Source organism: Alkalicoccobacillus murimartini (assembly GCF_030813245.1).
GTDB classification, from domain to species: domain Bacteria; phylum Bacillota; class Bacilli; order Bacillales; family Bacillaceae_D; genus Alkalicoccobacillus; species Alkalicoccobacillus murimartini.
Genome location: NZ_JAUSUA010000006.1, coordinates 1 through 21,257 on the forward strand (window position 1 = coordinate 1; position 21,257 = coordinate 21,257).

Genomic DNA, 21,257 nt, shown 5'->3' on the forward strand with positions numbered 1-21,257 from the left:
CATACATGACCTAAGCAAGAGAGAGATCGATTTTATCAAGAGCGAAGGGCAGTTCAAGTGACAGAAGGAGAAAAATTTCATTTTTAGAAGGGCATTTGAAGTTTGAGGGAGTTATCAAGAGGAATGGATGAACCAGCAAGACGGGTGGAGATTGATCAAGAAGCAGCGTGCGATACCAAGAGCCTACGAGATCTAAGCAAGTGAGAATCTGAATTAACAAGAGGAAGAGGTCGATAGCAAGAGCGAACAGCTCCGAATCAAGAGAGAATGGAATTTATCAAGGAGTGAGACGCGATACCAAGAGCTCCTGTGATCTAATCAAGAAAGAGTTCGATTGTACCAAGAGGGACAGCACGCGACGACACAATCAGCAAACAGGCAAAGCCCCTAAGGTCTTTGCCTGTCTCGTGTATTAGCCGAACATACGGATTCCGATTAGAATGACGGCAATGATGCCTACGGTAATCCATATGATTTTTTTCTTTTGTTTCTTTTTTTCGTGGTTTGCCCAGCGATCAGGGTTAAAGCTTGGTACTTCTTGGTCATGGACGGGACGCTGATGGCTGCGTTGGACAAATGGCTTTGCACCCATTAAGAACAGGGGAGCGAGGGCCAATCCTGCAATAAAGCCAAATAAATGGGCTAAGATATTAATGTTTGGGTTTACAAAGGTCATAACTAGCGAAATAATAATGATGGTTACAACCAATTGTGAGTTAGCGCGATCGATGAGGTCGCGGCGAGCCCAGATCATGTAAGCAAGGACACCAAATATGCCAAATATGGCACCAGACGCTCCGAGGTGACGGGTGTACATATCTCCTAGGAGAAGCGTGGCGACGTTTGCCAAAACGCCTGCCAATAGGTAGATGGAAATAAATTTACCTGTCCCTAATATTTTCTCGACGGCAGGTCCAAATATGATCAGTGAGAATGAGTTAAACACCATGTGCATTAGGGTGTAGTGTAAAAAAATGGGTGTGAGTAATCGCCAATATTCGCCAGCGAGTGCTACGTGAATGTTACTTCCAACACCACGATCGAGTATGACGTCGCCAAACGGGAATAAGTTTATCCATAAAAATAAGATGACGTGAATCGCAACTAAAACAGTGATAACAGGATAATTTTTTCTGAATGAATAGAAACTTTCATTACGTATAAACATCTTTGACCTCCTTCGTACCAAATTAAATAATAAACGATCTAACGAGGTGTGTACATGATTCATGGTATAGGAATTGATATTATTGAGCTCGAGCGTATTGAAAAAGCGCTTAAACGAAATGCACGATTTGAGGAACGGATCTTAACTGAGGCTGAACGAATGGCTTCTCAAAAGTACTCAGTTTCAAGAAAAATAGAGTTTCTAGCAGGCCGATTTGCTGCAAAAGAGGCGTTTGTGAAAGCTTCGGGTGTGAAGCGTTTATCTTGGTTAGATATTGAAATTTTGAATGATGGGCAAGGTAAACCAAGGCTAACAGGCCCTATAGATGGACTCATTCATGTATCCATTTCCCATAGTCAAGACTATGCTGTTGCACAAGTAATTATAGAAGGCGAGTAGGTATGAATCAAGCTTGAGGACTCGTCTGCATATTCGCCTAGGTTGTCTCATATAGATGTAATGCGATGGGGAACAGCTCGTCAATTGGACAGAGATTTCTCTAATTAGCGTCAAATGAGACGAAGGGGTGAGGGTATGAAACGAGTAAGCTGGTTCGTCATGTTGGGGATATTAATGATTCTAATGCTTGCAGGGTGTGGTGAAAAGACACAGGAGGATGTGCTGGAAGACCTAGGAACGACTCTTGAGGATCTGTCAGGTTATAAGGCTAAAGCAACGATGCAATTAGAGACTGGGAATGAACCTCAAACATACGATGTGGAGGTATGGTATCAAAAAGAAGGCTTTTATCGGGTTGTTTTGAATAATAAAGAGAAGGATCAAAGTCAGATCATTCTAAGAAATGATGATGGGGTATTTGTTCTGACACCTGCTCTGAATAAAAGCTTCCGTTTCCAAAGTGATTGGCCAAAAACAACTAGCCAAAGCTATCTGTATGAGTCCTTGGTTGCCGACATCTTAACGGATCAAGAGCGTACTTTCTCCCAAGATGAAGAGCATTATTTATTTGAAACCGCAACGAACTATCAAAATAAGAATCTAAATAAGCAGCAAATCTACTTGAACAAAAAAGATCTAACTCCTGCTAGGGTGGAGATTCTTGATGCTGAGCAGTCTCCGTTGGTCACTTTAAATTTTACTGAATTTGAAAAGAACGCGTCGTTTAATGATGTTGACTTTGAGATGGAGCAAAACATGACAGGGGCACAGTTATCAGAACCGACTTTAGCTGAGCCATCCGGTGAGATGGAAATTTATGTTCCGCTTTATGTACCAGATGGAACGAGTTCTGGTGAATCAAAAGAAGTAGAGACAGAGGATGGCACGAGTTATGTCCAGCAATACACAGGGGAAAATTCCTTCACCCTCATTCAGAAACAAACAGATGTGGTCCCAGCTTCTACAACATCTACAACAATCAATGAAGGTCAACCCGTTGATTTAGGATTTACGATAGGGGTACAAACAGAGGATGCTACGATGTGGTCACATAACGGAATCGACTTCTATCTTGCATCGACGGACCTTGACGCAGAGGAAATGGCAAACATTGCACGGTCGGTTTACGGGACTCTTGAAAAATAAATAGTTTCTATCTAAAAGTGAGGCAACCTTGTCTCACTTTTTTTGTGTTCAAAACACGTTATATAGATGGGTTGTAAGGGTATTGAAGAACAGTTATTTAATCATAAGGAAGGGGATAATGTTGATGCAAAGGCTTGAACTTGAAGACATTCAACAGTGGTTACCAAATAGAGAGTTTGACCAAGGGACAAATAAAAGAGATTATGGACAGGTTTTGTTAATAGGGGGAAGTGCAGGAATGGCGGGATCTATTATCATGTCTGCTGAAGCAGCTGTTCTCTCTGGAGCTGGGCTCACAACCGTAGCGACAGAATCGAGTCATCATAGCGCGCTGCATTCAAGAGTTCCAGAAGCCATGGCTTTACCATTGAATGATTTATTCAGAATTAGTGAGCAAATTAAGAAAAGTACGGTGGTAGCGATTGGACCTGGACTGGGTGTAGATGAGCGAGCGGCGAATATCTTTCGTCTTGTCTTAGCAGGTGTAGAAGATCATCAAGTTCTCATCTTGGATGCAGATGCTTTAACACTTTTAGCGAGAGAGAAAAGCAAGTTGCGAATGAAGCATGTTATTTTGACTCCACATGCAGGAGAGTGGCAGCGTCTGACTGGGCTTGTACCATCTGAGCAAAAGGACAAAGTGAACCAAAAATGGGCGAATTATTTTGGAACGACGGTTGTCTTAAAAGGTGATGAGAGTCGTGTATATAGCCATGATGAAATATATCTAAATAAAAAAGGAGCGCCAGCCATGGCGACAGGAGGCATGGGGGACTGTTTAACAGGGTGTATAGCTGGCATATGTGCTCAAAGTGAGGATGTGATGAAGGGGCTGTTATCGTCTGTGTATCTTCATTCTCTTATTGGCGGTGAAAAAGCAGCGCTGCAACATATGGTAAGGCCTATTCACATTGCAGAAGCACTCCCGTTTTATATGAAAAAATTGACCACCTCTTTACGATGAAATTGACAGTGGTGTTAAGGGGCATTCATAATCAGATTAATACGATGGAATCAAGATAGATGGAGAGTGACAATCGTGCAATCTGAACTTATGAATGCTTATTATCGTGACACATGGGTGGAAATTAACCTTACTGCAATCGAGCGGAATGTTCGCTCGTTATATGAGTTATACAAGGATAAAGGAACAGAAGTTATGGCTGTTGTCAAAGCGGACGGATATGGCCATGGTGCATATGAAGCTGCACAGGCGTCACTTGTTGGAGGAGCAACCTTTTTAGGAGTAGCCATTTTGGATGAAGCCATTGAGCTGCGTAGAAAAGGCATAACTGAACCTATATTAGTACTTGGCCGAACAAGGCCAACCGATGCAGCGCTTGCAGCAAGCATGAAGATCGCTGTCACGGTGTTTTCCCTTACATGGTTAAAAGAAGCAGAGACCGTCTTAAAATCAAATGAGCCATTATCTGTTCATTTGAAGTGTGATACGGGTATGGGACGATTAGGTCTTATCGATCAGGCTGAAATAGAGACGGTATCGTTGTTTATTCATCAGTCGGAGCATTTTGATTTTGAAGGGTTGTACACACATTTTGCAACAGCAGACGAAATTGAGATTGAGTACTACGATGAGCAGTTCCAGCAATTTAAAGAGCTCTCAAAAATCTTAGAGGACCATGGGATCTCCGTGCCATATGTTCATTGTGCAAACAGCGCAGCAGCTCTTAGATTTCCAGAGCGTGCTTTTTCGATGGTCAGGTTTGGTATCTCGATGTACGGCTTATCTCCTTCACCAGAGATAAAAGAGCTGTTGCCTTTTAAGTTAGAACCAGCCTTTGCACTTAAGACAACACTTGCCCAAGTGAAGAAGCTTCCTGAAGGAAAAGCTATTAGTTATGGAGCGACGTATGTAACCAAACAGGATGAATGGATTGGGACACTGCCTATTGGTTATGCGGATGGCTGGATAAGATCTCATTCAACAAATGGAGGAACCGTTCTTATAGATGGAGAAGAAGCTCCTTTTGTCGGGAGAATCTGTATGGATCAATGTATGATTCGCCTCTCTGCACAAAAACATGAAGGAACGGTTGTCACGTTAATTGGAGTGGATCAATCAAGTAGCATCACGATGGATGATGTAGCCAAAAGACTTGAGACGATAAACTATGAAATACCATGCGTCATTAGCAAAAGAGTGCCACGCTTATATTATCGTGATGGAATTCTAGCTTCCGTTAAAAATCCTATTCAATGAACATGTATAATCAAAACGTAGTAGGGAACGATTTCTAACAAGAATATATTGAAAATCGTGTCAAAACCTCTTTGCAATCCTTACACCTGAATGCTATGATGAAACGTGAGTAGAAAAAGGCAAATAACGATTGATCTTGTCACTGTTGAACGGTACTATGATTTGTACAAGGCGTTTATGGTGGGGGTTGAAACGTGAATGAAAGATAAGAAACTTAAGGATGTTATCGTTACGTTACCACAACAATTGTTAAACGAGGTGGATGCATTGCTAGAACAGGAAAACCTTAACAGAAGTGAATTTATCTCTAAAGCAACTAAAACGTATATTATGGAAAGACAACAATCCCAAATTCGCGAATCGATGCAGCAAGGTTACATGGAAATGGCAAAAATTAATCTCACAATTGCATCAGAGGCTTTTCTTGCGGAGGAGGAAGCGGATCTAACCCTTGTTCGTTTAGTAAGTGGGGTGTAGCATTTGATTGTGAAAAGAGGAGACGTATATTTTGCGGACCTCTCACCGGTGGTAGGTTCCGAGCAAGGCGGGGTAAGACCAGTTCTAATCATTCAAAATGATATTGGCAATCGTTTTAGTCCTACTGTTATAGTGGCGGCCATTACAGCTCAGATTCAAAAGGCAAAATTACCGACTCATGTTGAAATAAATGCAAAAAAGTATGGATTTGATCGTGATTCGGTTATTTTACTGGAGCAAGTTCGAACCATTGATAAACAACGGTTAACGGATAAGATTACCCACCTAGATGATAATATGATGAATTCTGTAAATGAGGCATTATTTATAAGTTTAGGTTTAGTTGATTTTTAACGTTCCTTTTATAACTGATTAACGTCCCCGATTTGAATAACGGGGATTTTTTCATTTGTATTTTATGATGAAAGCGAATTCTCAGTATACTTGTGTCGTTTTGAGTAGTTTCTCTTTGCAACATAAGCCAACTCATGGAATAATGGCTATAGAGACTATATATGGAGGATATTCTATGCAATCGAGCGCACTATCCTATTTACAACAATACCAGAGTCAAATTATAGAGCAATGGGACCAACAGCTTTCTGAATTGCGTAATGAAAGTGAAATTAAGGCATCTCTTGAAAAGGCTGTAGAGCACACAAATCAAGAGTATATGACATTAATTTTACAAACCGCAAAAAGGAATGAAGAAGATTCACTAGAGGGACTAAAAGCGTTCACAGAACAATATATTCAGAGCGGGCGTTCTCTATCTTACTTCACCAAAGCTTTACAAGGATTAAGACGAGCCATTCACAACCAACTTAGAGAAATATCACCCGAAGACGGGAATATTCTGGACATATATAGTGATCTTAATCAATGGATTGATAACATGAGCAACATGCTTGTTACAGAATACATTGGGTCATGGGAAGACACACTAGAAATGCAGAAGCTGTCACTACTTGAACTTTCTGCACCACTTATTCCTGTATTTGAAGGGATCACGGTCATGCCTCTAATTGGGAGCATTGATACAACGAGAGCGAAATTAATCATGGAGAACCTGTTAGAAGGTGTGATTAAGAATCGATCTAGAGTGGTCTTAATAGATATTACTGGTGTGCCAATTGTAGATACAATGGTTGCGCATCATATTATTGAAGCTTCAGAAGCTGTGCGACTGATTGGTGCTACATCCATTCTCGTAGGCATCAGACCAGAGATTGCACAAACAATCGTTAATCTGGGCATTGATCTAACGAAGTTTCCGACAAAGAGTACGCTACAAAAAGGGATGCAAAAAGCCCTTGAGATGTGCAACCAACAAACGATTGAGTTGTAATATGGAGGTAGACAAATAAAGATGAGAATTCCAATTCTAAAACTTGGCAAATACTTACTTATCAGTATCCAGACAGAGCTTGATGATCAAACCGCTCTTCAATTTCAAGAGGATCTATTAAATAAGATCCATCAAGAAGGTTCTTCCGGTGTGGTCATTGATTTAACTTCTGTAGATATGATTGATTCATTTATTGCAAAAGTACTAGGCGATGTGGTAGATATGTCTAGTCTTATGGGTGCTAAAGTCGTGTTAACTGGTATTAGACCAGCTGTTGCCATTACACTTATAGACATGGGTATTAAACTGGAAGATGTCTCAACAGCTCTTGATTTAGAGCAAGGTTTAGAGAAACTGCAACAGGAATTGGAGGGTTAAATGATGGAAACCCAATCCTCTGTTGAAGTAAAAAATGAATGGGGAATTGTTGCTGCAAGGCAGGCAGGTAGAACCCTTTCAAAAGAACTAGGCTTTGGCAATGTAGACCAGGCTAGAATTACAACAGCTATTTCAGAGCTAGCGCGTAATATATATCTTTACGCACAACGCGGTGAAATCATATTAGATATAGTAGAAGATAAAAGTAAGTTTGGAATCAAAAAAGGGATTAAGATTACGGCGTCAGATTTAGGACCGGGAATTCCAGATTTACGTCAAGTGATGGTTGATGGCTTTACCACATCAAGTGGACTTGGTGCAGGACTTCCTGGAGTGAAACGATTAATGGACGACTTTAACATTGAATCAGAAGTGGATAAAGGGACCACGATCACTGCTACTAAATGGCTCCGATAAGGAGGACATCAATGCACTATGAACTATACAGATAACAATATTGAGACATCCTACAAGAAAATTCTACAATCCTATTTAGATACAGGTAGTGAACAGGTTCTATATGAAGCCCAGCAGTTTACTCGGACGCTGCTGGAGCATCAGACGTCACCAGAAGAACTTGTTAGTTTACATCGATCAATTATGGATCAACTGTATCCTGATTTACCTGAAGACATCCAGGCTTCGTTTGATTTTCTCTTAGAAGCGATGATGGGCTACGGAATGGCTTATCGTGAGCATCAAATATTGAGAGACCGGCAACAGGAATTAGAAGCAGAGATTGATGTTGCTGCTAAAATGCAACAAACTCTCCTACCTAGAGAAGAGCTTTCGGTTGAAGGTTTAGATGTAGGGGTAGTGAGTGTACCTGCTAAAAAGATGAGTGGAGATTATTATCATTATGTCACGGATCAGTTTGGTGGAGTGGGCCTATCCATCTCTGACATTATTGGTAAAGGGGTCCCGGCTGCTCTATGTATGTCCATGATTAAGTACGCAATGGATAGTTTGCCAGAGCAGCAGCTTAACCCAAGTGCTCTCTTAGAAAGCCTGAATCGAGTCGTAGAACAAAACGTTGATGATAGCATGTTTGTTACGATGATGTACGGATATTATGATTCCAAATCGCATGAGTTCACCTATTCAGGTGCAGGGCATGAACCGGGCTTTTTTTATTGTGCGCAGAAAGATTCATTTGAAGACCTGAGTGCAAAGGGCCTTGTTTTAGGTGTGTCTAGAAAAGCAACTTATCGAGAATATGTGAAGCAACTTTCAGTTGGAGATTTTATTGTATTTTTAACAGATGGGGTCACGGAATGTCGTGTCGGAGATGAATTCTTTGAGAGAGAAGAAATTGTCACGATGCTCAGGAAGTCTATTCATCTAAGTGCGCAAGAAATCGTGGAAAATGTGTATCGCGAGTTAAGTAAGTTACAGGATTTTTCATTAAGAGATGATTTAACATTAATAATCTTGCGTAGAAATGTTTAATTTAGATCAATTGGTGGTATATAAAGAACACTAAACAAAATGACGCGGTTCCAACTCAAGGAGGAAGCTACATGAATTTAGATATTCATATTGAGGAAGCAGAGAATCAAAAGAATGTTTTTCTTTCAGGAGAAATTGATACCTATACAGCACCTAAACTAAGAGAGTCACTAATCCCTTTAACGGAGCAAAGTGGTGTTGAGGTGATTGTTGACTTATCGGAAGTTCAATATATAGACAGTACAGGACTAGGAATATTTGTTGGAGTTTTAAAAGCCTCTGATTCTAACGGAAGCTCCTTAACACTTACAGGGATGTCTGAACGAATCAAGCGGCTTTTTGTGATTACAGGTCTTGATGAAGTTATTAACATCGTGGATCGGAGGGAAGAAGCTAAATGACTGAACAACAAGTTGACCATATAGAGATGAGTATTCCTGCAAAAGCGGAATACGTTGGAGTTGTGCGCCTGACCATTTCTGGAATTGCGAATCGGTTGGGCTTTTCGTATGACGATATTGAAGACATTAAGATTGCAGTGGCAGAAGCATGTACGAATGCCGTGAATCATGCATATGAAGACGATGGGAACGTTAAGATTGCCTGTGACCTGTTTGAAGATCGTATTGAGATTATTATTGCTGATGAGGGACAAAGCTTTGATGTGAAAGAATTGCAGGGGAAATTAGGACCTGTTGATTCCAAGCAACCAATTGGGGACATGAAAGAAGGTGGACTTGGGTTATTCCTAATTAGTACTCTTATGGATAAAGTCCAAATTCATGATGAAGCCGGAGTGGTGCTGATGATGACAAAGTTCCTACGGAAAAATGAGGTGGAAGAACATGTCGACGGAATCTCATCATTACAGTCAGAACAAGGATAAGGTTTACGGTTGGATTAAGGAATACCAAGAAACACGAGATGATGATGTCCAGTTAAAGTTAGTGAAACACTACGAAGCCTTAGTTCGTTCTCTGTCACGTAAGTTCTCAAAAGGACGGGAACATGATGAGGACTTGTTTCAAGTAGGTATGGTAGGTTTACTTGCTGCACTACAGCGTTTTGATAATGAATTTGGGCGTAGCTTTGAGTCTTTTGCCGTGCCAACCATAGTCGGTGAAATTAAGCGATTTATTCGTGATAAAACATGGAGTGTGCACGTGCCAAGACGAATCAAAGAGCTTGGTCCCAAGATCAAAAAAGCTGTAGATACGCTAACAGCTGAATTACAGCGCTCACCTCTAGTGAATGAGATTTCCGAATTCCTTAATGTATCCGAAGAGGAAATCTTAGAAACGATGGAGATGAGCAAAAGTTACCAGGCACTCTCAGTCAATCGAGCGCTTGAAGCAGACCAAGAGGGTGGAGAAGTCACTCTTCTAGACTTGGTCGGAAAAGAAGACGAAGGGTATGAACAAACCGACCAACAAATGCTATTAGAAAAAGCGTTTCAAGTATTAAATGATCGTGAGAAATTGATTCTTCAATATACTTATTATGACAACTATAGTCAAAAAGAAGCTGGAGAACGGTTGGGGATCTCGCAGATGCATGTGTCGAGACTACAAAGACGTGCATTAGAAAAACTAAGAGAATCCATACGTGTCGAGCCGTCTGAAATTTTATAATGGTCATGTATACCGAAGATAAAAACATTGAGGTAGCCGTTTTACAACGTTCTAAAAACAGTGGAGAGTTTTGCGGGGATGCACATGCAGTAATTAAAACGGATACGTATGTGGTCTGCGCAGTGATTGATGGATTAGGAAGTGGCGAAGGAGCCAGCAAATCAGCTCAAGCCGCTCTTCGTATGGTAGAAGAGCATCATGAACTACCTGTCAAAACGATTGTAGAGATGTGCAATCGATCACTCTTAAGCATGCGCGGTGCAGTAATAACCGTTGTAAAGCTTGTGTTTAAAGATCGTCAAATCAGCTACAGTAACTTTGGGAACATAGGGTTCACCATGTATAATCCAAATGGCTCAACTGTGCAACCTTTGCCAACTCGAGGATATCTATGTGGTAGAAATGAGAAGATTAAAGAGAGTCAGTTCCAGTATGATGAAGGGACAATTTTTGTTCTTTATTCAGATGGAGTAGCAAGCCCACCACCTAAAAGAATGCTCTTGCATGTCACAGAGCTAAGAGAAAATAGCGATGCTATTTTCGATCAAGCGCGGTATGTAGAGAATGATGATATTACCCTGCTGATAGGGAAATTAAGATAAGCTTTTCACCGAATGAACAGGTGGAGAGCTTATTTTATTGTGAGCATCTGTGTATGATATGATGAAGAGAAGGTATTTGAATGAGGGGGATAAAGATGGAGGAACAAAAGCAAGCAATGATCCAACAAGTCGCAGCAGAGTTGAATATTCAACCTAAGCATGCCAAGCAAGTGATCGATATGATGGATGAAGGAAATACAGTCCCATTTATCGCTCGGTATAGAAAAGAAATGACGGGAGGAATGGATGAAGTTCAGCTCAAAGATTTATCAGAGCGCTGGAGCTATGTGAATCAATTAGCGGATCGAAAGGAAGAGGTTATTCGTTTAATTGATGCGCAAGATAAGCTGACAGATGAACTACGTCAAGCTATTGAAGGGTCAGATAAACTGCAGCTAGTAGAAGACCTGTATCGCCCTTACAAACAAAAACGACGCACCCGTGCAACAACAGCGAAAGAAAAAGGGTTGGAGCCTCTTGCGGAATGGCTCTTTTCATTGCCAAAATCAGGTGAACCACTCGAACAAGCCCAAACATACATATCTGAAGAGCATCAAGTGGAAACAGCAGAAGCAGCTATCGAAGGAGCCCAGGATATCATTGCAGAATGGGTAGCCGATGATGCGGACCTGCGTAGTCTGATCCGAAATCGAACAATCAAAGAAGGTAAACTACTCTCTGAAGTAAAGAACCAGGAAGAAGATGAAAAAGCTGTTTTTGAAATGTATTATGACTATAGTGAACCACTAAAATCAATTGCTCCTCACCGCGTCTTGGCAGTGAACCGTGGGGAAAAGGAAGGTATTCTTCGAGTAAGCGTTGCATCTCCTGCAGACAAACTGACAAGCGAATTGGTCAGAAAAGTCATCCGCTCATTTGGATCAAAAGCTGTACCTTATGTAGAAGAAGCGATCGCGGATAGCTACAAACGGTTGATTCAACCTTCTATTGAACGTGAGGTTCGTAATCAGCTAAATGAATTAGGAGAAGAGCAGGCGATTCATATTTTCTCTGAAAATCTTCGTAACCTACTCCTTCAACCACCAATGAAGGATCAGGTCGTATTAGGACTAGACCCTGCTTACCGTACAGGCTGCAAGCTAGCGGTTGTTGATCACACCGGAAAAGTCCTAGATATACGAGTAATTTATCCAACGCCTCCAAAGAGCCAGGTTGAACAATCAGCAAAGGTTGTAAAGGACTTAATTAAGAAATTTGGTATCACGGTCATTGCGATTGGTAATGGTACAGCCTCCAGAGAATCAGAGCAATTTATTGCAGATATCATAAAAGAACAACCAGAACAAATCTTTTATGTCATTGTTAATGAAGCCGGGGCTAGTGTGTACTCCGCATCAGACATGGGACGTGAAGAATTCCCAGACCTTCAAGTGGAAGAACGAAGCGCGATCTCCATTGCCCGTAGACTGCAAGATCCACTTGCTGAGCTCGTGAAAATTGATCCGAAGTCAGTGGGAGTCGGTCAATACCAACATGATGTGTCGCAAAAGAAATTAACGGATTCTCTTGGCTTTGTTGTAGAAACCGTTGTAAACCGAGTTGGAGTAAATGTAAATACGGCCTCTTCAGCGTTACTACAATACGTTGCCGGTTTATCTAAAACAGTCGCAAATAACATTATTAAAAAACGAGACGAGGAAGGTCGCTTTAATAGCCGTAGCGAACTAAAGAAAATACCGCGTCTCGGTGCAAAAACCTATGAGCAATGTATCGGATTTCTGCGTATTCCTGATGGAAAGCAACCACTTGATGCAACGGGTATTCACCCAGAAAGCTATAAAGTAGCCGCTTCAATCCTTGATAAAGCATCGATCCCATCAGCAGAAATTGGAACGCCTGTTGCCAAGGAACGCTTGCAAACGCTGAATACACAGTCCTTAGCAGATGAATTAAACATTGGGTTACCAACACTAAAGGATATTATTGATGCCTTTATCCGTCCGATGAGAGATCCACGTGATGAAGTGGCCAAGCCATTATTAAAACAAGACGTACTCAAAATGGAAGACCTCCAACCTGGCATGCAGCTGGAGGGAACCGTTCGCAACGTTGTCGACTTTGGCGCATTTGTTGATATTGGAGTGAAGCAGGATGGGCTCGTTCATATCTCGAAGCTCACAAAACGCTTTGTGAAAAACCCAATGGACGTATTAGCCGTTGGGGACATTGTGACCGTATGGGTAACGTCAGTAGAGGTCCAAAAAGGCCGCATTGCCTTAACAATGCTTGAACCAGAAAACCAAACCGTTACATCATAAGAATCACAAGAAAAGCCGACCCTGTATGGGGTCGGTTTTTTCTCGATATGCTAAGGGCAAGAAGGGAATGGTTGAGCGGGAGAATAAAGTGAGCAGTCGTAGATTAGGAATCTTAACTCGGGGATAAAAAGGGTGTAGTGGCGATGCTCTACTCACTCACTTTGTCTTGCGAGTAATTGAATACGTCTTCTGATAATAAAACCAGCACTGATTCAGAACGCGGAGCTGATACCTGTTCTTCTCGGCGAATGCGTGTCTGAGTTGCTTCTGTAACCAGTTGGGCATGACTCGCCAACTCCTTCGCTCATATGATAATATTAACTACTATATGCAGAGCGGTTTGTCAGTGTTTCCAAGACATCCTCTGTTTTTTTTTGAAGGAGTGGATTTTTATGCTTCAGCAGGAGCTGCAGCAACTGGTTGAAGAACTGTCTAACGACTTTTTTCAGCGACCATTTGTACATACAGCACGATTTAACCCAAGGCTCCGTACAACGGGCGGCAGGTACTTCTTACAATCACACGACATTGAAATCAACCCTAAAATGTTAGCTGCTTTTGGACAAGATGAGTTAGTAGGCATTATCAAGCACGAGCTTTGCCATTATCACCTCCATATTCAAAAGAGAGGGTACAAGCATCAAGACCCTGAGTTTAAGTATTTACTTCAAAAAGTTGGAGGACTAAGACACTGTCAGGTTATAGATGGCATGCAAAATACACCGAAACAACTGCACAAATATATCTGCTCAGCTTGCAGTCAAACCTACGTCAGAAAAAGAAGAATCAACACCACCAGGTATGTTTGTGGGAAGTGTAAAGGAAAGCTAAAAAAATTATAAAAAAGATATTGCTTGTCTGCTTATGTCTGTGATATATTATAGAAGTCGCAAAAACGACTATAACGTTTTACATATTCCACAGTAGCTCAGTGGTAGAGCAATCGGCTGTTAACCGATCGGTCGTAGGTTCGAGTCCTACCTGTGGAGCCACGGAGAAGTACCCAAGTGGCTGAAGGGGCGCCCCTGCTAAGGGTGTAGGTCGTGTAAGCGGCGCGAGGGTTCAAATCCCTCCTTCTCCGCCATTTTTATCTGTCTAAAATAATTTAGGCCCGTTGGTCAAGCGGTTAAGACACCGCCCTTTCACGGCGGTATCACGGGTTCGATTCCCGTACGGGTCATCACTATCTTAATTGATATTGAGCGAGAGATTCGCAGCATTGACAAAGAGAAGCAAGGAGTTCGAGGACATGAGTTTTCGAGTGAAGGAACGTACAATCGTACGTGACTGAACGAGAATAATGAAATGGACGAAGAAATTTGAAGCTTATCTGCAGTCAAAGTGGAGGATTAGCTCAGCTGGGAGAGCATCTGCCTTACAAGCAGAGGGTCGGCGGTTCGAGCCCGTCATCCTCCACCATCTTTTTTTTGAAGTAAATAATGGTCCGGTAGTTCAGTTGGTTAGAATGCCTGCCTGTCACGCAGGAGGTCGCGGGTTCGAGTCCCGTCCGGACCGCCATTATCTTTTATCTAAATACGCGGGTGTGGCGGAATTGGCAGACGCGCTAGATTTAGGATCTAGTGTCTTATGACGTGGGGGTTCAAGTCCCTTCACCCGCACTTTTCACAAAGTGCTTTTTTTTATGCAACGAGCGGTTGTGGCGGAATGGCAGACGCGCTAGGTTGAGGGCCTAGTGGGGTTAAACCCGTGGAGGTTCGAGTCCTCTCAACCGCATACTAGTAGTACCAAGGCTTTCGGAGCTTTGGTGCTTTTTTCTTTGGATTAAAAAAAGACCTAAGCTTATATATATACACTTTGGTCTTTTTTTATAGCATAATATTTAAGTTATTTAGCAAGTCATTATGCTTTATTAAATCTTAGTGCCATTCTGCAACAGAAGAAACAGGTAAACGATAAGATGGATAACCTTCTTCTACTGCTTTTCCGACTGAAATAATCATAACTGGAAGGTATCTATCCTTATTTAAACCAAATGTTTGTGCAATGTTATCCCTATCGTACCCACCAATTGGATTTGTATCATAACCATACGCTTTGGCGGTTAACATAAATAACATCGAGACAAGACCGTTATCAATTAATGCGGCTTCCAATTTTTGTTCTCTTGAAATAGTTTTATATCCTGCTGAGATTTGCTCTACTTGACGTTCTTTTACTTCTTGAGGCATGATTCCTAATTCTACTGACTTAGAATAGATTTCTTCTAAGTTTTCAACACTTTCAATATCTGCAAAAACAGCGACTACTGCCGATGATGTTGTTACTTGTGTGCTGTTAAAACCAGCTAAAGGCAGTAGTTTATCTTTTCCCTCAGCACTATCGATAATAATAAATTTCCAAGGTTGTAAGTTAGTTGAAGACGGTGCTCTTGTTGCTAAAGTTAACATTTCTTCTAATTCTTCATGTGTAATTTTTACATTTGTATCGTAGTTCCGAATTGATCTGCGTTCTTTTACAATTTGTTTAAATAATTCTTTTCTATTGATTGTTTGACTCATATTTTTTCACTCCACTTTTCTTCTTAGTATTTTTTCAACAACTGTTGTAAAACTGTTGTAAGATTAGTTTAGTGTCTATTTATATTCAAATACACCATCAAATTTATCAGTTTGTTGGAAATCCGACAAAGATCGGATACTAATGGAAAAGTATAAGTAGTTAAGTTGACTAAATAGTATAGGTTGGGAATCTTGGTTTCTATCAAATTTTAAGATTAACTATTTTCATTACCTTAGGTAATGCAGAATCTATAGTTTCATCTCCTTTTATACAAGTCATTGTCACTCCATAAATTCCCCAACTCCAAAAAGTCGCTTTGATTAAATGATTTGAATTTTCTCCGTCAATTTTATTTAACAATCTATAAAGAGAAGTTGTTAGGTGTTTTTTAATATCTTCTTCAATTTTGGGTTTTAATGTATCATAGGCTTTTTGACAATGTAATGAGAGTCCAGTTTGAGAATCAATTATGGCTTTCATTATATAATTGATAGTTCTTTCATTAATCTTATCTTCACTTTCAAGATCTTTAAATATTTCATTGGTAATAACCTCATTTTGAATGGCGTCGATTAAATCATATTTGTCTACGAAATGATAATAAAAAGTAGAGCGATTAATTTCTGCTTCCTTAGTTATATCTGCTATTGATACCTCTTCAAAGCTCTTTCGTTTTGCCAGTTCATAAAAGGTGTTAATAATCAATTTTCTTGTACGTTTTATACGAGGGTCTTGTTTTTTCATATTTTTCATCCTTACATATATTATCTTTTTATATTCTTCATAAACTGGAATGTTGAAAATTGAATTAAATAGATTATCAAGCTTATTGGTGGCTGTCTCATGTTATCTACTGATTTCATACTATCATTTATCTAGGTGATATACTCACAATTCAAACAATGAGGTTCAGGTTAAGTGTATTTAGAATTTCGAACACTGTTTTAAAATACTGAAGTACGATCAGCTGAAGAATATATTAAATATAGTAAGGAACGTTTTAAAAATAATATTATGAAAAAGAGGAGAGTCATTATTGGCTCTTTTCTTATTTAAGGCTAGTCGAGGATACAAATTTGTGGAGTATGTCGATTGGGATATGACAAGTTATAGTAGTGTTATTATGAGTAAGAAAATCATTTATTAAGGTAAAATTATAAAGGCGAATGAATTATAATAATTAAAATTAATGTTCGTTTTTAACCATCTGATAAAATATGAAAAGGGTCTCTATGTGGTGAAGAATAAGAGGATTTTATTTTCACCAATTTTTCACCACGTTATTTGAAAATGAACGATTTTACATGAAATGAGCGAAAATGAGTGCAAGTAGTGTGCGTGTTTGCAGGAGATAATATGTTTCCACGACATTGAGGGCTTAGTGAGGTTTGTCTTGTGGAGGTTCGACTCCTCTAAACCGCATATAAGCTTTAGCAGTTGTATTAAAGCCTTAGTTGGCTTTGATACTTTTTTGTTTAAAAATCATTAAAATAGATATAAAGAAACAATTGAGTTGACTTAGTTTAAAAATGAATATAGTAAATAATGGGATTTAGAATCGTTTTCATGTTATAGCTGATTAAGAATTCATTAAGTACCATAGTTGTTGTTATGCCTCTCGTTTGTGATATAAATAATACTTATAACTTGTATAAAAAAAACACATTTGTACAATAGTATATTACATGTGATGATGATTACGAAATAAAGCACAACACCGAGGAGGATATTTATGAAGAAAGTACTTATAGCATCATTCACAGCTGAATCAAATTCTTGGAACCCCTTTAATCAAAAACTAGAACAATTTCGATTAGGTTATGATGAAGAAGTAACTGATAACGTATTTTGTAGAGAACTCTTTGAGGAAAATGATATTGAAGCAATACCAACGATTTATGCAAATGGTGGTGCTGCTGGATATATTGAAAAAGATGCTTTTCTATTTATAGCAGATAAAATCATTGAAACAGCAAAAAAACATAAAGATGAACTTGATGGTGCACTTATGTTTCTGCATGGAGCAAGTCATGTTGTAGGCCTCCAAGAAGATGCTGGAGAACTTTATATTCTCGAGAGATTAAGAGAAATTTTAGGTTATGACCTACCTATAGTAATAACAATGGATCCTCATGGTAACGTAACTAATAGGTACACAGAACTTGCTAACATTATTAGATGTTACAGAGAGTCTCCTCATTGGGATCGAGAGCAATCTCACAGACACGTAGCCAAATTATTTGTTGATCTCTTAGAAAATCCGAGAGAATCAAAGCCTGAATACGTACGTGTACCTATCTTGGTTGGAGGACAAAGAAGTGTTTCGGCAGATGAACCGATGGCTTCAATCAATAAAATGCTTAATGAAACCGAAGAAATTAAAGGTATCCTAAGTGCGTCTTACCATATTGGATACAGTCATGCAGATAGTGCTTTATGTGGTGCTGGTGTGATTGTAGTACCAGAGACACCAGAGTATCAATCTCTAGCAGCAGCAAAAGCAAAAGAGATTGCAGTTTTTGTTATGAAGAATAAAGAACGCTTTCACTTTACTGGATATGCACTTGAAACTGATGAAGCAGTTAAAGAAGCCATTGAAACAGAGAAATGGCCAGTTTTTCTTACAGATGCTGGTGACAATGCTACAGGTGGATCATATGCATATAACACTTTCCTTCTTAAGAAATTCTTAGAACAAGACAAACTAAACAACAAAAAATATTTGTTTGCTTCAATTAACCATCCGGAAGTATGCAAAGAATTACTAGAGAACAATGAAGGAGACGAAGTGAAATTCTCTCTCGGAATGGATATTGATGACGAATCTACACCTGTCGAATTAGAGGGTACTATTTATAAAAAAGGTATTCTAAATACTTTTTATGCTTTTCCACAAAAGATTGGTGAAACTGTTACTGTTAAACTTAAGGATTTAGAGGTTTATGTAGTAATAGCAAATCATCTGACTGCTTTTAGAGAATTTCAGCAATTTGAAGCAGCTGGATTAAACTATGAAGACTTTGATGTCATTATTGTTAAGCAAGGATACCTTTACACAGAAGAATTAGAAGTTGCAGGAAGAGATATCATGGCTTTAACACCAGGAATGACCTACCAGAACGTCGAATTTTTAGAATTTAGACACTTAGTAAGACCAATTTATCCGCATGATAAAGATATGTTTGATGCATAAGTAGAACGTTAAGAGGGCTATTAGCCCTCTAATCTCTAAAAGTTAGAGCGTGATTCTAATGGAAAGAAATCATTTATATCTATATAGAATATTTAATGAAGTAGCTAAAACTGGCAACTTCACTAACGCAGCTAAAGAACTCTATTTAAGCCAACCAGCCGTTAGTAGTGCTATTAATAATTTAGAAGCTACTTTAAAAACAAAATTATTTGTGAGAAAAAGCAGAGGTGTTGAATTAACGAATGAAGGTAGAACATTTTATAACCATATAAAATCTGCTTTCCACATCCTTGAAAAAGGAACAAATGAAGTAATGAAAGAATCTACTTCTAAAAAATTAAGTATAGGTGTAAGTACTACAATGTGTCACCATGTTGTTAGACCATTTTTAAAAGATTTCATTGAAGAATTTCCACATCTAGATATTTCACTGTTGAATCAATCTTCTTTTGAAACTTATAAAATGTTAGAAAGTTATGAATTGGACATTGGGATCGTAACTGCATCTCCACTTGAAAAAAAAGATTTGAAGCATTATCTCTTTATGTCGATCGAATTCATTTTTGTAGCTACACCGAGCTATTTAGCCAGCTTGGAAGGTAAGGATGCAAAAAGTCTAGAAGATTATTTTGAATTAGGCAAGATCATGATGCTCAATAAGGTCCACCCTTTAAGACAGAGTTTAGATCATACCTTCTACAAAAGAGGAATTAAAATCAATAATAAGTTAGAAGTATCAAACATGGATTTACTAATTGACTTTGCGAAAATGGGAATAGGTATTGGTTTTGTAATACGCAATTTTGTTAAAGATCAATTAGATAACGGTGAGTTAGTTGAGCTAGCATTGGAGATACCACAGGTTTACAGTAGATTTGCTCTTGTTTACAATGAAATTCCTGAACTTACTGGATCAAGTAAAATATTCATTGATAAGTTTAAGGAAAAATATAAATTAATAAATTAAATTTGTGAAATGTATTAATTAAGGAGATCAACAATGACAAATTTATTAGATGAAATTAATTACAAAGAGGTACAACAACCATCTAACTTGAAATCAATTATGCCAATAGACCTAACTGACGAAACGTTGCAAGAGCATAAGTTAAAGGTTTTAGATAGGTTAAAATCAAGTGAAGCTGATATTCTTATTATTTATGCAGATAGAGAACATGGTGCAAATTTTGGCTATTTAACTGGCTTTGAACCTAGATTTGAAGAAGCTGCTTTAGTTTTAAATAAAGAAGGAAACTCCTTTCTTCTTTTAGGTAATGAATCACTACGAATGAATCAATACAGTCGAATCAAGAGTGAGACCGTTCATGTTCCACATTTTTCATTACCAAATCAACCGATGGAAAATAACAGAAGTTTTGAGGACATTGTTAAAACAGCTGGTATTCATAAGGGAATGAAAGTTGCTTTAGCTGGATGGAAAATGTTCACATCGTCTTATGATGACAATGATAGCTTATTAGAAGTACCATATTTCATTGTATCAGCTATAAAGAACATAGTTGGAGAGAATGGAAAAGTTATTAATGGTACATCATTATTTATTAACTCAGAATATGGTGCACGAGTTATTAACAATAGTAATGAAATTGCTCATTATGAGTTTGGAGCTTCGTTAGCTTCATCAAAAGTAAAAACTTTACTAGATACTATTGAGGTAGGTAAAACAGAAATGGAATTAGCCGACCTTTTATCTGCATATGGACAACCTAACAACGTTACAACGATTTGTGCAACAGGAGATAGGTTTACTAATGCAGTTGTCTCACCACGCTATAAAGAAGTTAAAATTGGGGACAAATTTACAACTACTTTAGGTTTTAGAGGCGGCTTGACTAACCGTACAGGTTATGTGGTTTCAAAAGAAAATGAGTTACCAACAGATGAAAGAGATTATTTAGATAAGGTAGCTAAGCCTTATTTCGGAGCAATCGCTACATGGTATGAGAATGTAAAAATAGGGATGACTGGATCTGAAGTGTACGATTTAATTGATTCTGTTCTACCAAAATCAGAATTTGGTTGGAAGTTAAATCCGGGTCATTTCACGTCAAGTGATGAGTGGATGTCCTCTCCTATTCATAAAGACAGTAAAACAATAATTAGAAGTGGGATGTTGTTTCAAGTAGACATTATTCCAAGCGTCCCTGGATACCACGGTGTAAATGCAGAGGATGGTGTTGCAATTGCAGATAAAAATCTTCAAGAAGAAATCGCAACTACTTATCCAGAACTATGGGATAGAATTCAAGCTCGAAGAGAATATATGATTAACCATCTTGGTATTAACATTAGTCCAGATCTATTGCCTCTATCTACTATTAATGGTTATATGCGTCCTTTCTTATTGGACAAAAATAAAGCGTTAACGAAAAAATAATAATAAAAAGAGGGATTGACTCACAATCCCTCAACAATAAATATTTGG

23 protein-coding genes and 7 tRNA genes are annotated in these 21,257 nt (G+C 38.9%); 26 read left to right on the plus strand and 4 right to left on the minus strand.

Annotated elements, in window-relative coordinates; translation table 11 throughout:
- Positions 1-412: 412 nt before the first annotated feature.
- Positions 413-1,168 carry a rhomboid family intramembrane serine protease gene (locus J2S05_RS16435; protein ID WP_306984709.1) on the minus strand — a complete coding sequence of 252 codons (756 nt, stop codon included), beginning with the start codon at positions 1,166-1,168 and terminating at the stop codon, positions 413-415.
- A 54-nt stretch (positions 1,169-1,222) separates the two neighbouring features.
- Here J2S05_RS16435 and acpS point away from each other — a divergent pair, with 54 nt between their 5' ends.
- The 15 genes from acpS to J2S05_RS16510 all read left to right on the plus strand — a co-directional run bounded on the left by acpS (position 1,223) and on the right by J2S05_RS16510 (position 13,098).
- Positions 1,223-1,567 (plus strand): holo-ACP synthase, encoded by a 345-nt coding sequence (gene acpS, locus J2S05_RS16440; RefSeq protein ID WP_306984711.1) that lies wholly within the window; start codon positions 1,223-1,225, stop codon positions 1,565-1,567.
- Positions 1,568-1,702: 135 nt separating this feature from the next.
- Complete coding sequence (locus J2S05_RS16445) at positions 1,703-2,713, plus strand: outer membrane lipoprotein-sorting protein (RefSeq protein ID WP_306984713.1); 1,011 nt, start codon at positions 1,703-1,705, stop codon at positions 2,711-2,713.
- 124 nt (positions 2,714-2,837) lie between these two features.
- Positions 2,838-3,677, plus strand: a complete 840-nt coding sequence (locus J2S05_RS16450; RefSeq protein ID WP_306984714.1) for an NAD(P)H-hydrate dehydratase — start codon at positions 2,838-2,840, stop codon at positions 3,675-3,677.
- Positions 3,678-3,767: 90 nt separating this feature from the next.
- Positions 3,768-4,934, plus strand: a complete 1,167-nt coding sequence (gene alr, locus J2S05_RS16455) for an alanine racemase (protein ID WP_306985214.1) — start codon at positions 3,768-3,770, stop codon at positions 4,932-4,934.
- 198 nt (positions 4,935-5,132) lie between these two features.
- The gene (locus tag J2S05_RS16460) at positions 5,133-5,411 is read left to right on the plus strand and encodes a CopG family ribbon-helix-helix protein (protein ID WP_306984716.1); all 279 of its coding nucleotides are present in this window, start codon (positions 5,133-5,135) and stop codon (positions 5,409-5,411) included.
- 3 nt (positions 5,412-5,414) lie between these two features.
- Positions 5,415-5,765, plus strand: coding sequence for a type II toxin-antitoxin system PemK/MazF family toxin (locus tag J2S05_RS16465; RefSeq protein WP_306984718.1), 351 nt, complete (start codon positions 5,415-5,417; stop codon positions 5,763-5,765).
- Positions 5,766-5,940: 175 nt separating this feature from the next.
- Complete coding sequence (locus tag J2S05_RS16470; protein WP_306984720.1) at positions 5,941-6,759, plus strand: STAS domain-containing protein; 819 nt, start codon at positions 5,941-5,943, stop codon at positions 6,757-6,759.
- A 21-nt stretch (positions 6,760-6,780) separates the two neighbouring features.
- Complete coding sequence (locus J2S05_RS16475) at positions 6,781-7,137, plus strand: STAS domain-containing protein (protein ID WP_251610429.1); 357 nt, start codon at positions 6,781-6,783, stop codon at positions 7,135-7,137.
- A 3-nt stretch (positions 7,138-7,140) separates the two neighbouring features.
- Entirely contained in the window at positions 7,141-7,554 is a 414-nt protein-coding gene (locus J2S05_RS16480) for an anti-sigma regulatory factor (protein ID WP_306985216.1), read from the plus strand.
- Positions 7,555-7,572: 18 nt separating this feature from the next.
- Complete coding sequence (locus tag J2S05_RS16485) at positions 7,573-8,586, plus strand: PP2C family protein-serine/threonine phosphatase (protein WP_306984723.1); 1,014 nt, start codon at positions 7,573-7,575, stop codon at positions 8,584-8,586.
- Positions 8,587-8,657: 71 nt separating this feature from the next.
- Positions 8,658-8,987 carry an STAS domain-containing protein gene (locus J2S05_RS16490; protein WP_306984725.1) on the plus strand — a complete coding sequence of 110 codons (330 nt, stop codon included), beginning with the start codon at positions 8,658-8,660 and terminating at the stop codon, positions 8,985-8,987.
- Complete coding sequence (rsbW, locus tag J2S05_RS16495) at positions 8,984-9,472, plus strand: anti-sigma B factor RsbW (RefSeq protein ID WP_306984727.1); 489 nt, start codon at positions 8,984-8,986, stop codon at positions 9,470-9,472. The genes J2S05_RS16490 and rsbW overlap by 4 nt, the downstream gene beginning before the upstream one ends.
- Complete coding sequence (sigB, locus tag J2S05_RS16500; RefSeq protein ID WP_306984731.1) at positions 9,432-10,217, plus strand: RNA polymerase sigma factor SigB; 786 nt, start codon at positions 9,432-9,434, stop codon at positions 10,215-10,217. Before rsbW ends, sigB begins: the two co-directional genes overlap by 41 nt.
- Positions 10,217-10,819, plus strand: a complete 603-nt coding sequence (locus J2S05_RS16505; protein WP_306984733.1) for a SpoIIE family protein phosphatase — start codon at positions 10,217-10,219, stop codon at positions 10,817-10,819. The genes sigB and J2S05_RS16505 overlap by 1 nt, the downstream gene beginning before the upstream one ends.
- A 95-nt stretch (positions 10,820-10,914) precedes the next feature.
- Entirely contained in the window at positions 10,915-13,098 is a 2,184-nt protein-coding gene (locus tag J2S05_RS16510; RefSeq protein ID WP_306984734.1) for a Tex family protein, read from the plus strand.
- 156 nt (positions 13,099-13,254) lie between these two features.
- Here J2S05_RS16510 and cmpA read toward each other — a convergent pair whose 3' ends face one another.
- Entirely contained in the window at positions 13,255-13,383 is a 129-nt protein-coding gene (gene cmpA, locus J2S05_RS16515) for a cortex morphogenetic protein CmpA (protein WP_306984736.1), read from the minus strand.
- Between the two features lie 107 nt (positions 13,384-13,490).
- On the opposite strand from cmpA, the gene J2S05_RS16520 reads away from it, so the two are divergent.
- The 8 genes from J2S05_RS16520 (at position 13,491) to J2S05_RS16555 (ending at position 14,832) form a co-directional block, all read left to right on the plus strand.
- Positions 13,491-13,940, plus strand: a complete 450-nt coding sequence (locus tag J2S05_RS16520; RefSeq protein ID WP_306984738.1) for a SprT family protein — start codon at positions 13,491-13,493, stop codon at positions 13,938-13,940.
- A 75-nt stretch (positions 13,941-14,015) separates the two neighbouring features.
- Positions 14,016-14,090 (plus strand) — tRNA-Asn (locus tag J2S05_RS16525).
- 1 nt (position 14,091) lies between these two features.
- A tRNA-Ser gene (locus J2S05_RS16530) sits at positions 14,092-14,182 on the plus strand.
- Positions 14,183-14,206: 24 nt separating this feature from the next.
- Positions 14,207-14,278: transfer RNA gene (locus tag J2S05_RS16535), tRNA-Glu, on the plus strand.
- A gap of 163 nt (positions 14,279-14,441) precedes the next feature.
- A tRNA-Val gene (locus J2S05_RS16540) sits at positions 14,442-14,517 on the plus strand.
- Positions 14,518-14,539: 22 nt separating this feature from the next.
- Positions 14,540-14,616: transfer RNA gene (locus J2S05_RS16545), tRNA-Asp, on the plus strand.
- Between the two features lie 19 nt (positions 14,617-14,635).
- A tRNA-Leu gene (locus J2S05_RS16550) sits at positions 14,636-14,717 on the plus strand.
- Between the two features lie 32 nt (positions 14,718-14,749).
- Positions 14,750-14,832: transfer RNA gene (locus tag J2S05_RS16555), tRNA-Leu, on the plus strand.
- A 143-nt stretch (positions 14,833-14,975) separates the two neighbouring features.
- Here J2S05_RS16555 and J2S05_RS16560 read toward each other — a convergent pair.
- On the minus strand, positions 14,976-15,617 hold the full coding sequence (locus J2S05_RS16560; RefSeq protein WP_306984740.1) for a nitroreductase family protein: 642 nt from the start codon (positions 15,615-15,617) through the stop codon (positions 14,976-14,978).
- A 202-nt stretch (positions 15,618-15,819) separates the two neighbouring features.
- Positions 15,820-16,362 carry a TetR/AcrR family transcriptional regulator gene (locus J2S05_RS16565; protein ID WP_306984742.1) on the minus strand — a complete coding sequence of 181 codons (543 nt, stop codon included), beginning with the start codon at positions 16,360-16,362 and terminating at the stop codon, positions 15,820-15,822.
- Positions 16,363-17,350: 988 nt separating this feature from the next.
- On the opposite strand from J2S05_RS16565, the gene J2S05_RS16570 reads away from it, so the two are divergent.
- From J2S05_RS16570 to J2S05_RS16580, 3 genes are read left to right on the plus strand one after another with little or no spacing between them, the layout of a single operon-like run.
- Complete coding sequence (locus tag J2S05_RS16570) at positions 17,351-18,811, plus strand: M81 family metallopeptidase (RefSeq protein WP_306984744.1); 1,461 nt, start codon at positions 17,351-17,353, stop codon at positions 18,809-18,811.
- A gap of 58 nt (positions 18,812-18,869) precedes the next feature.
- On the plus strand, positions 18,870-19,778 hold the full coding sequence (locus J2S05_RS16575) for a LysR family transcriptional regulator (protein ID WP_306984745.1): 909 nt from the start codon (positions 18,870-18,872) through the stop codon (positions 19,776-19,778).
- Positions 19,779-19,811: 33 nt separating this feature from the next.
- On the plus strand, positions 19,812-21,209 hold the full coding sequence (locus J2S05_RS16580) for a M24 family metallopeptidase (protein WP_306984747.1): 1,398 nt from the start codon (positions 19,812-19,814) through the stop codon (positions 21,207-21,209).
- Positions 21,210-21,257: the final 48 nt, after the last annotated feature.

Coding starts and splice junctions, on each gene's coding strand:
- acpS (WP_306984711.1), top strand. CDS start 1,223: ATGATTCATGGTATAGGAATTGATATTATTGAGCTCGAGCGTATTGAA.
- J2S05_RS16570 (WP_306984744.1), top strand. CDS start 17,351: ATGAAGAAAGTACTTATAGCATCATTCACAGCTGAATCAAATTCTTGG.
- J2S05_RS16520 (WP_306984738.1), top strand. CDS start 13,491: ATGCTTCAGCAGGAGCTGCAGCAACTGGTTGAAGAACTGTCTAACGAC.
- rsbW (WP_306984727.1), top strand. CDS start 8,984: ATGACTGAACAACAAGTTGACCATATAGAGATGAGTATTCCTGCAAAA.
- J2S05_RS16510 (WP_306984734.1), top strand. CDS start 10,915: ATGGAGGAACAAAAGCAAGCAATGATCCAACAAGTCGCAGCAGAGTTG.
- J2S05_RS16575 (WP_306984745.1), top strand. CDS start 18,870: ATGGAAAGAAATCATTTATATCTATATAGAATATTTAATGAAGTAGCT.
- J2S05_RS16580 (WP_306984747.1), top strand. CDS start 19,812: ATGACAAATTTATTAGATGAAATTAATTACAAAGAGGTACAACAACCA.
- J2S05_RS16470 (WP_306984720.1), top strand. CDS start 5,941: ATGCAATCGAGCGCACTATCCTATTTACAACAATACCAGAGTCAAATT.
- J2S05_RS16445 (WP_306984713.1), top strand. CDS start 1,703: ATGAAACGAGTAAGCTGGTTCGTCATGTTGGGGATATTAATGATTCTA.
- J2S05_RS16475 (WP_251610429.1), top strand. CDS start 6,781: ATGAGAATTCCAATTCTAAAACTTGGCAAATACTTACTTATCAGTATC.
- J2S05_RS16560 (WP_306984740.1), bottom strand. CDS start 15,617: ATGAGTCAAACAATCAATAGAAAAGAATTATTTAAACAAATTGTAAAA.
- alr (WP_306985214.1), top strand. CDS start 3,768: ATGAATGCTTATTATCGTGACACATGGGTGGAAATTAACCTTACTGCA.
- J2S05_RS16435 (WP_306984709.1), bottom strand. CDS start 1,168: ATGTTTATACGTAATGAAAGTTTCTATTCATTCAGAAAAAATTATCCT.
- J2S05_RS16485 (WP_306984723.1), top strand. CDS start 7,573: ATGAACTATACAGATAACAATATTGAGACATCCTACAAGAAAATTCTA.
- J2S05_RS16480 (WP_306985216.1), top strand. CDS start 7,141: ATGGAAACCCAATCCTCTGTTGAAGTAAAAAATGAATGGGGAATTGTT.
- J2S05_RS16460 (WP_306984716.1), top strand. CDS start 5,133: ATGAAAGATAAGAAACTTAAGGATGTTATCGTTACGTTACCACAACAA.
- J2S05_RS16505 (WP_306984733.1), top strand. CDS start 10,217: ATGGTCATGTATACCGAAGATAAAAACATTGAGGTAGCCGTTTTACAA.
- J2S05_RS16565 (WP_306984742.1), bottom strand. CDS start 16,362: ATGAAAAAACAAGACCCTCGTATAAAACGTACAAGAAAATTGATTATT.
- J2S05_RS16450 (WP_306984714.1), top strand. CDS start 2,838: ATGCAAAGGCTTGAACTTGAAGACATTCAACAGTGGTTACCAAATAGA.
- sigB (WP_306984731.1), top strand. CDS start 9,432: ATGTCGACGGAATCTCATCATTACAGTCAGAACAAGGATAAGGTTTAC.
- cmpA (WP_306984736.1), bottom strand. CDS start 13,383: ATGCCCAACTGGTTACAGAAGCAACTCAGACACGCATTCGCCGAGAAG.
- J2S05_RS16490 (WP_306984725.1), top strand. CDS start 8,658: ATGAATTTAGATATTCATATTGAGGAAGCAGAGAATCAAAAGAATGTT.